10 protein-coding genes are annotated in these 6,918 nt (G+C 73.7%); 8 read left to right on the plus strand and 2 right to left on the minus strand.

Annotation, left to right across the window (positions count from 1 at the left end; all coding sequences use genetic code 11):
* The first annotated feature begins 213 nt into the window (after positions 1–213).
* From era to ACTUAL_RS05005, 7 genes are all read left to right on the plus strand, one after another.
* The gene (gene era, locus ACTUAL_RS04975) at positions 214–1,110 is read left to right on the plus strand and encodes a GTPase Era (protein WP_440899422.1); all 897 of its coding nucleotides are present in this window, start codon (positions 214–216) and stop codon (positions 1,108–1,110) included.
* The gene (gene recO, locus ACTUAL_RS04980; protein WP_096491909.1) at positions 1,111–1,863 is read left to right on the plus strand and encodes a DNA repair protein RecO; all 753 of its coding nucleotides are present in this window, start codon (positions 1,111–1,113) and stop codon (positions 1,861–1,863) included. It abuts the gene before it with no gap.
* 34 nt (positions 1,864–1,897) lie between these two features.
* Positions 1,898–2,764 (plus strand): isoprenyl transferase, encoded by an 867-nt coding sequence (locus tag ACTUAL_RS04985; RefSeq protein ID WP_440899423.1) that lies wholly within the window; start codon positions 1,898–1,900, stop codon positions 2,762–2,764.
* Complete coding sequence (locus ACTUAL_RS04990) at positions 2,761–3,189, plus strand: YbjN domain-containing protein (protein ID WP_096491911.1); 429 nt, start codon at positions 2,761–2,763, stop codon at positions 3,187–3,189. The genes ACTUAL_RS04985 and ACTUAL_RS04990 overlap by 4 nt, the downstream gene beginning before the upstream one ends.
* A gap of 2 nt (positions 3,190–3,191) precedes the next feature.
* Positions 3,192–3,476 (plus strand): hypothetical protein, encoded by a 285-nt coding sequence (locus ACTUAL_RS04995; RefSeq protein WP_096491912.1) that lies wholly within the window; start codon positions 3,192–3,194, stop codon positions 3,474–3,476.
* A gap of 87 nt (positions 3,477–3,563) precedes the next feature.
* Positions 3,564–4,568, plus strand: coding sequence for a permease (locus ACTUAL_RS05000; protein ID WP_440899424.1), 1,005 nt, complete (start codon positions 3,564–3,566; stop codon positions 4,566–4,568).
* Positions 4,565–5,293 (plus strand): TIGR03943 family putative permease subunit, encoded by a 729-nt coding sequence (locus ACTUAL_RS05005; RefSeq protein WP_440899425.1) that lies wholly within the window; start codon positions 4,565–4,567, stop codon positions 5,291–5,293. The genes ACTUAL_RS05000 and ACTUAL_RS05005 overlap by 4 nt, the downstream gene beginning before the upstream one ends.
* An 81-nt stretch (positions 5,294–5,374) precedes the next feature.
* On the opposite strand, the gene ACTUAL_RS05010 is transcribed toward ACTUAL_RS05005, so the two are convergent.
* Positions 5,375–5,800 (minus strand): Fur family transcriptional regulator, encoded by a 426-nt coding sequence (locus ACTUAL_RS05010; RefSeq protein WP_015800103.1) that lies wholly within the window; start codon positions 5,798–5,800, stop codon positions 5,375–5,377.
* Positions 5,797–6,198, minus strand: a complete 402-nt coding sequence (locus ACTUAL_RS05015) for an ArsR/SmtB family transcription factor (RefSeq protein ID WP_096497645.1) — start codon at positions 6,196–6,198, stop codon at positions 5,797–5,799. Before ACTUAL_RS05015 ends, ACTUAL_RS05010 begins: the two co-directional genes overlap by 4 nt.
* A gap of 209 nt (positions 6,199–6,407) precedes the next feature.
* Here ACTUAL_RS05015 and ACTUAL_RS05020 point away from each other — a divergent pair, with 209 nt between their 5' ends.
* A complete protein-coding gene (locus ACTUAL_RS05020; RefSeq protein ID WP_096491915.1) occupies positions 6,408–6,791 on the plus strand; it encodes an antibiotic biosynthesis monooxygenase family protein in 384 nt (127 codons plus the stop codon).
* The last annotated feature ends 127 nt before the right edge of the window (positions 6,792–6,918 follow it).

A 6,918-nucleotide genomic window follows, 5' to 3' on the forward strand; every position in this document is an offset into this window, starting at 1 on the left:
GGTTGCGGCTCTGGCGGCCCCGCGCCGCGGGGGGGGGGGGGGGTGCCCCCCCCCCCCCCCCCCCCCCCACGGGGCCCGCCAACACCCCCGAACGCGCCCGATCCCGCCCCGCCCCCCACCCGAACCCCGCCCGCCCGCGCCCTACCAGGCATCCCCACCCCGCCCCTCCCCGCCCGGCGGCGGGCGGGAACGGACACCAGGGACAATGGGCGGATGGATGGTTACCGCTCCGGCTTCGCGTGCTTCGTCGGCCGCCCGAACGCTGGCAAGTCGACGCTGACCAACGCGCTGGTCGGGACCAAGGTCGCGATCACCTCCAGCAAGCCGCAGACCACCCGGCACACCATCCGGGGCATCGTGCACCGCGAGGACGGCCAGCTGATCCTGGTCGACACCCCCGGTCTGCACCGGCCGCGCACCCTGCTCGGCCAGCGCCTCAACGACCTCGTCCGGGAGACCTGGTCCGAGGTGGACGTGGTCGGGTTCTGCGTGCCCGCCGACCAGAAGGTCGGCCCCGGCGACAAGTTCATCGCCGCCGAGCTTGCCAAGATCGCCAAGCGCACCCCCGTCATCGGCATCGTCACCAAGACCGACCTGGTCCCCCAGCAGCAGGTCCTCGAACAGCTGGTCGCGCTGCAGGAGGTGATGGAGTTCGCCGAGATCATCCCGGTCTCGGCGGTCGACGGCTACCAGGTCGACACCCTCTCCGACCTGCTGCTCGGCAAGCTCCCGGAGGGCCCGCCGCTCTACCCGCACGGCGAGCTGACCGACGAGCCCGAGCAGACCCTGGTCGCCGAGCTGATCCGCGAGGCCGCGCTGGAGGGCGTGCGCGACGAGCTGCCGCACTCCATCGCCGTCGTGGTCGAGGAGATGCTGCCCCGCGAGGGCCGCGACGACCTGGTCGACATTCACGCGAACGTGTTCGTCGAGCGCCCCTCGCAGAAGGCGATCATCCTCGGCCACCGGGGCGAGCGCCTCAAGCAGGTCGGCATCACCTCCCGCCACCAGATCGAGAAGCTCCTCGGCACCCGCGTCTACCTCGACCTGCACATCAAGATCGCCAAGGACTGGCAGCGCGACCCGAAGCAGCTGCGCAGGCTGGGGTTCTAGGTGGCCAACCTGTACCGGGACACGGGGGTGGTCCTGCGGGTGCAGAAGCTCGGCGAGGCCGACCGGATCATCACGCTGCTCACCCAGCGCCACGGCAAGCTGCGCGCGGTCGCCAAGGGCGTGCGCCGCACCTCGTCGCGGTTCGGTGCGCGGCTGGAGCCGTTCGGGCACGTCGACGCGCAGTTCCACCCCGGCCGCACGCTCGACGTCATCACCCAGGTGGAGACGATCGACGCGTTCGGCGTGGTCCTGGTCGACGACTACCAGCGGTACACGGCGGGCTGCGCCGTGCTGGAGACCGCCGACCGGCTCACCTCCGAGGAGAACGCCCCGGCCCTGCGGCTGTACCTGCTGGTCACCGGCGCGCTGCGGGCGCTCGCCGACGGGCGGCGCGACCCGTCGCTGCTGCTCGACGCGTTCCTGCTGCGCGCGATGGCGTTCGCGGGCTGGGCCCCGGCGGTGGGCGAGTGCGCCCGCTGCGGCGAGCCCGGCCCGCACCGGTCGTTCAACGTGCAGGCGGGCGGGGTGGTCTGCGCCAACTGCCGCCCGCCCGGCAGCGCCTCACCATCGGGTGAGACCCTGCGCTTGCTCGCCGCGCTGCTGCACGGCGAGTGGGACGTGGTCGACGAGATCCCGACCGGTCCGCGCCGCGAGGGCAGCGGGCTGGTCGCGGCGCACCTCCAGTGGCACTTGGAGCGCCAGCTCCGGTCGCTTCCCCTGGTGGAGCGCAGGCAGTCGACCGCCGAGAACTAAGAGCCGCCTCCGCACCAACCCCGAGAGGACAGTCATGCTCCGCCGCAGGAGGGCCGAGCGCGAGACGCGCGCACCGCGGCCCCCGGAACCCCTCGCGTCGGGCGCGAAACCCCCCGCGATCCCGGCCGAGTTCGTGCCCAAGCACATCGCGATCGTCATGGACGGCAACGGCCGCTGGGCCAACCAGCGCGGCCTGTCGCGGGTGGAGGGCCACAAGCGCGGCGAGGCCGTCGTGGTCGAAGCCGCCAAGGGCGCCATCGAGATGGGCGTGAAGTGGCTGTCGCTGTACGCCTTCTCCACCGAGAACTGGCGGCGCAGCCCCGAGGAGGTCCGCTTCCTCATGGGCTTCAGCCGCGACGTGATCCACCGCCGCACCGACGAGCTGGACGAGCTGGGCGTGCGGGTGCGCTGGTCGGGGCGCAGGCCCCGGCTGTGGCGCAGCGTCGTCACCGAGCTGGAGTCCGCGCAGGAGCGGACGAAGAACAACACCACGCTCAACCTGGCGATGTGCATCAACTACGGCGGTCGCGCCGAGGTCGGCGACGCCGCCCGCGAGATCGCCCGCCTGGCCGCCGCGGGCAAGATCTACCCGGACAAGGTGGACGAGCGCACCATCGCCCGCTACCTGTACCAGCCGGAGATGCCCGACGTCGACCTGTTCATCCGGCCCTCCGGCGAGCAGCGCACGTCCAACTTCATGCTGTGGCAGTCCGCGTACGCCGAGCTGGTGTTCCAGGACATCCTGTGGCCGGACTTCAGCCGCGAGGACCTGTGGCGCGCCTGCGAGCAGTACGCCATGCGCGACCGCCGCTTCGGCGGCGCGATCGACAAGCCGGACGACCGCACCGGGCCCGACCCCGGCCCGGACGACGCACCCGAACCCGATGAGGAGACCTCGTGACCGACGAGGACGCCGAGGTCACCGCCCGGCTGCTCACCTCGGCCCGCACCGCGCTGGAGCTGTTCCACGAGGTGCACGTGGACGACGACGGCGCGCTGAGCTTCCGGCACGGCGACGTGCCGTGCGCGGTGCAGGCGATGCGGCTGGCCGAGGGCCTGACCGTGCTCAGCCTCACCTGCGTGGTCGCCTGGGACCTGCCGCACAGCCCCGACCTGGCCTCGTCGGCCGCCGAGCGGGCCGGTCAGGGCCTGTTCGGCACGCTCGGCGTGGTCCACACCGACCGGGGCATGGACGTCACCCTGCGCTACGCCTTCCCCGCGGAGGGCCTCGACCCCGAGCCGCTCAGCACCCTGCTGATGCTCGTCGTTTCCACCGCCTCGCAGCTGCGCGGCGAACTGCTGGCACGAGCGGAAGGCGGAGCCTGATCATGGGTGGCGTTGTGGTGTACGAGCCCGAGGACGCCGACGAGGTCGAGGGCCTGCCCTGGGCGGTCACCTTCGAGGCCTCCGGCGGCGAGGACTGGGGCAGCTTCGTGTGCGGGCCCTACCTGCGCGACGACGCGGTGGCGCTCGCCGAGTCCGTGGTGAGCCAGCGGCGCGGCAAGGTGCTCGCCGTGGTCGAGCCGCTGCTGCCGGTCGAGGACGTGGCCGACGTGCTGGCCACCATCGACGAGCTGCAGGAGGAGTACGAGGAGGACGAGGAGGAGGTCTAGCCGGGCGGGACCGGCGGCGCCCTGACTTCCCGGCCCGTTCCCCGGTCGTTCCTCCGAACGCGTGAGCGGCGTGGCATCATCTCGGCAATGACAATCACTGGCGAGATCAGGGGGCCGCGCCGCCCGCGCGCCCGCTGGCGCGTCACCTCGCTGGAGGTCCTGTGCGGCCTCCTCGTGCTGGCCCTGCTGCTGCAGGACTGGCTGGTGGGGGTGCTCGACGTGCCCGCGCTGCGCACCGGCGCCACGGTGTTCGTCGCGGTGTGCGTCCAGGCCATGCCGTTCCTCGTGCTCGGCGTGCTCATCAGCGGCGCGATCGCCGCGTTCGTGCCCGCGTCGCTGCTGCGCCGCGCCATGCCCCGCAACCCCGCGCTGGCCGTACCGGTCGCGGGCGTCGCGGGCGTGGCGCTGCCCGGCTGCGAGTGCGCGTCGGTGCCGGTGGCCAGGCGGCTCATGCAGCAGGGCGTCGCGCCCGCCGCCGCGCTGGCGTTCCTGCTCGCCGCGCCCGCCGTGAACCCGGTGGTGCTGGTGTCGACGGCCGTCGCGTTCAAGGACGCGCCGTGGATGGTGCCCGCCCGGTTCGTCGGCTCGCTGCTGACCGCCGTGGTGATGGGCTGGTTGTGGACCCGCTTCGGCAAGGCCGAGTGGATCGCCGAGCGGGCGCTGCGCCGCATCCCGGACCGCGACGGGCGCTCGCGCTGGGCGGTGTTCGCCGAGACCGCGCGGCACGACCTGGTCGAGGCGGGCGGGTTCCTGGTGCTGGGCGGGGTGTTCGCGGCGGTGTTCAACGTGCTGGTGCCCACGGCGTGGCTGGAGACCCTGGGCGCGCAGCTCGCGCTCGCGGTGCTGGTGATGGCGCTGCTGGCGGTCGTGCTCGCGCTGTGCAGCGAGGCCGACGCGTTCGTGGCGATGTCGATGTCCGCGCTGCCGCTGCTGCCCCGGCTGGCGTTCCTGGTCGTGGGACCCGCCGTGGACGTGAAGCTGGTGGCGCTCCAGGCGGGCGCCTTCGGGCGCGGGTTCGCCGCGCGGTTCGCGCCTGCCACGTTCGTGGTGGCCGTGGCCTGCGCGCTGGTGTCGGGGTGGGTGTTCCTGTGAGGCGCGAGACCCAGAACGTGCTGCTCGTGCTGCTCGGCGGCGCGCTGCTGAAGCTGGCGCTGACCGGGACGTACCTGCGGTACGTGAAGGCGTCGCTGCAACCGTGGCTGGTGGCCACGGGTGTGGTGATGGTGCTGCTGGCCGTGGTGGCGATCGGGCGGGACGTGCGGGCCCAGCACGCCCTGGCGCCCTCGGGCGAGCCCGAGGCGCACGACGACCACGAGCACGGCGGCAGCCGCAGCCCGTGGCTGCTCCTGCTGCCGGTGCTCGCGGTGTTCCTGATCAGCCCGCCCGCGCTCGGCTCGGACAGCGTCAGCCGGGCCGACGACGGGCTGCCGCAGTCGCAGGCGTCCTCCGGCGGGTTCGCGCCGCTGGCCGACGACGCGGTGGTGCCGCTGACCATCACCGAGTTCGTCACCCGCACCGCGTGGGACGACTCCGGCTCGCTCGACGACCGCACCGTGAGGCTCACCGGGTTCGTGGCGCGGGTCGACGGGCAGGTGTTCGTGGCGCGCCTGGCGATCTCCTGCTGCGCCGCCGACGCCCGGCCGATCAAGGTGCTGCTCACCGGGACCGACATGGGCGGGTGGGCGACCGACCAGTGGGTCGAGGTGACCGGGCGGTACGTGCCGGGCACGGCCACCAAGGAGACCGCGTACGTGCCCACGTTCACCGTGCGCGAGGTCGTCCCCATCGCCGCGCCCCAGGAGACCTACGAGGGCTAGACGCACGCCTGCCCCGGACCCCTTCGGCGGGGTCCGGGGCAGGGCGTCGTCCGCGGTGCCGCGTTCCGGTGGTCGCGCCGGTCAGGACCGGGCGGCCGTGCAGTCCGCGCAGGTGCCGAAGATCTCCACGGTGTGGCTGATCGCGGAGAACCCGTTCTCCTCGGCGACCCGGTCCGCCCACTTCTCCACCGCGGGCCCCTCGACCTCCACGGTGTGGCCGCAGTGGCGGCACACCAGGTGGTGATGGTGGTGGGCGGAGCAGCGGCGGTAGATCGCCTCGCCGGAGTCCGTGCGCAGCACGTCCACCTCGCCCGCCTCGGCCAGCGACTGGAGGGTGCGGTAGACCGTGGTCAGACCGATGCCCTCACCGCGCTTGCGCAGCTCCTCGTGCAGCTCCTGGGCCGAGCGGAACTCGTCGAGCTGGTCGAGCAGCTTGGACACGGCGGTGCGCTGCTTGGTGGAACGCAGCCCCGGCACCGCGGTGCCGGGACGCTCGCTTGTCGTCACAGGTCCTCCGTCCGGGACGTACGGGCCTCGTTGATACCACGAGTGGTCTCCTCCGCGTGCGTCACCGCGTCGACGACGATGTGCGCGAGGTGCTCGTCGGCGAGCCGGTAGACCACCTCCCGCCCGTGCCGCTCGCCGTGCACGACACCCGCGGCCTTGAGCACGCGCAGGTGCTGGCTGATGAGCGGCTGGGCCACGCCCAGCGCCTCGACCAGCTCGTGCACGCAGCGGTCGGACTCGCGCAGCTGGAGCACGATCGCGATGCGGACCGGCGCGGCCAGCGCCCGGAGCAGCTCGCCCGCGGCCTCCAGGGTGCCCGTCGGCGGGCGGGCCGGGGCCGGGTTCGGCGCTTCGCGAGCGGGGGAGTGCACGTGCCCGCCCCTCACCCCAACCGTCACGGCGCCTCCCACTTGGCATGGATTTTCACCCCCAATACTAGGCGCTCCCCGGCCGGGCCCCGAGGTCGTTCCCGAGGACGCCGCCGGACCGTGCGACGGGCGTCCTCCGGGTGGCTCCTCGGCCGGTCCTGCGGGCCGTCTCCTCCGGCCGGTCCTGCCGGACCCGGCCCGAGCCGGGCGCGCGGGCGCCCGCGTGGGAGGCTTGCCCGATGCTGCTCGTGTGCAGGTTCGACGTCCCGGAAGAGGCCGCGGAGCCGTTCACCGCCAGGGTCGCCCAGGCCCTGTCCCTGCTCACCGCCCAGCCGGGCTGCCTGAGCGCCGACCTGGCCCGCTCGATGGACGAACCGGACCGCTACGTGCTGACGGCCCGCTTCGAGTCGGTCGTCGCCTACCGCCGCTCCCTGTCCCCGTTCCCGGTCCGCGAGGCGGTGGTCCCGCTGCTGTCCGAGGCGATCGCGGAGCAGTCCGGCACGTACGAGCCGCTGCTCGCGGCAGGCGGCGGCGAGGTCGAGCGCCGGACCAGCCTGGTGGCGAGCGACGCGTTCACGGTGCGCCTGGGCGAGGCGGCGGAACCGAGCAGCACGCCCCGGTAGCGGGGGCGGCCCCCCCCATCGCGATCACCGCCCGTGCTCCCCACCCGCCCCCGGTCGCCCGCTGGGGGGCGCGGGCCTGGGCCTACCCAGACGCCGCACGTCTACCCCCGCAGCCCCGCTGGCGCCC

The organism is Actinosynnema sp. (assembly GCF_052038725.1).

What these genes read in the sequence shown, in the direction of transcription:
- era (WP_440899422.1), top strand. Translation starts at nt 214, where the DNA reads ATGGATGGTTACCGCTCCGGCTTCGCGTGCTTCGTCGGCCGCCCGAAC.
- ACTUAL_RS04985 (WP_440899423.1), top strand. Translation starts at nt 1,898, where the DNA reads ATGCTCCGCCGCAGGAGGGCCGAGCGCGAGACGCGCGCACCGCGGCCC.
- ACTUAL_RS04995 (WP_096491912.1), top strand. Translation starts at nt 3,192, where the DNA reads ATGGGTGGCGTTGTGGTGTACGAGCCCGAGGACGCCGACGAGGTCGAG.
- ACTUAL_RS05000 (WP_440899424.1), top strand. Translation starts at nt 3,564, where the DNA reads ATGACAATCACTGGCGAGATCAGGGGGCCGCGCCGCCCGCGCGCCCGC.
- ACTUAL_RS05020 (WP_096491915.1), top strand. Translation starts at nt 6,408, where the DNA reads ATGCTGCTCGTGTGCAGGTTCGACGTCCCGGAAGAGGCCGCGGAGCCG.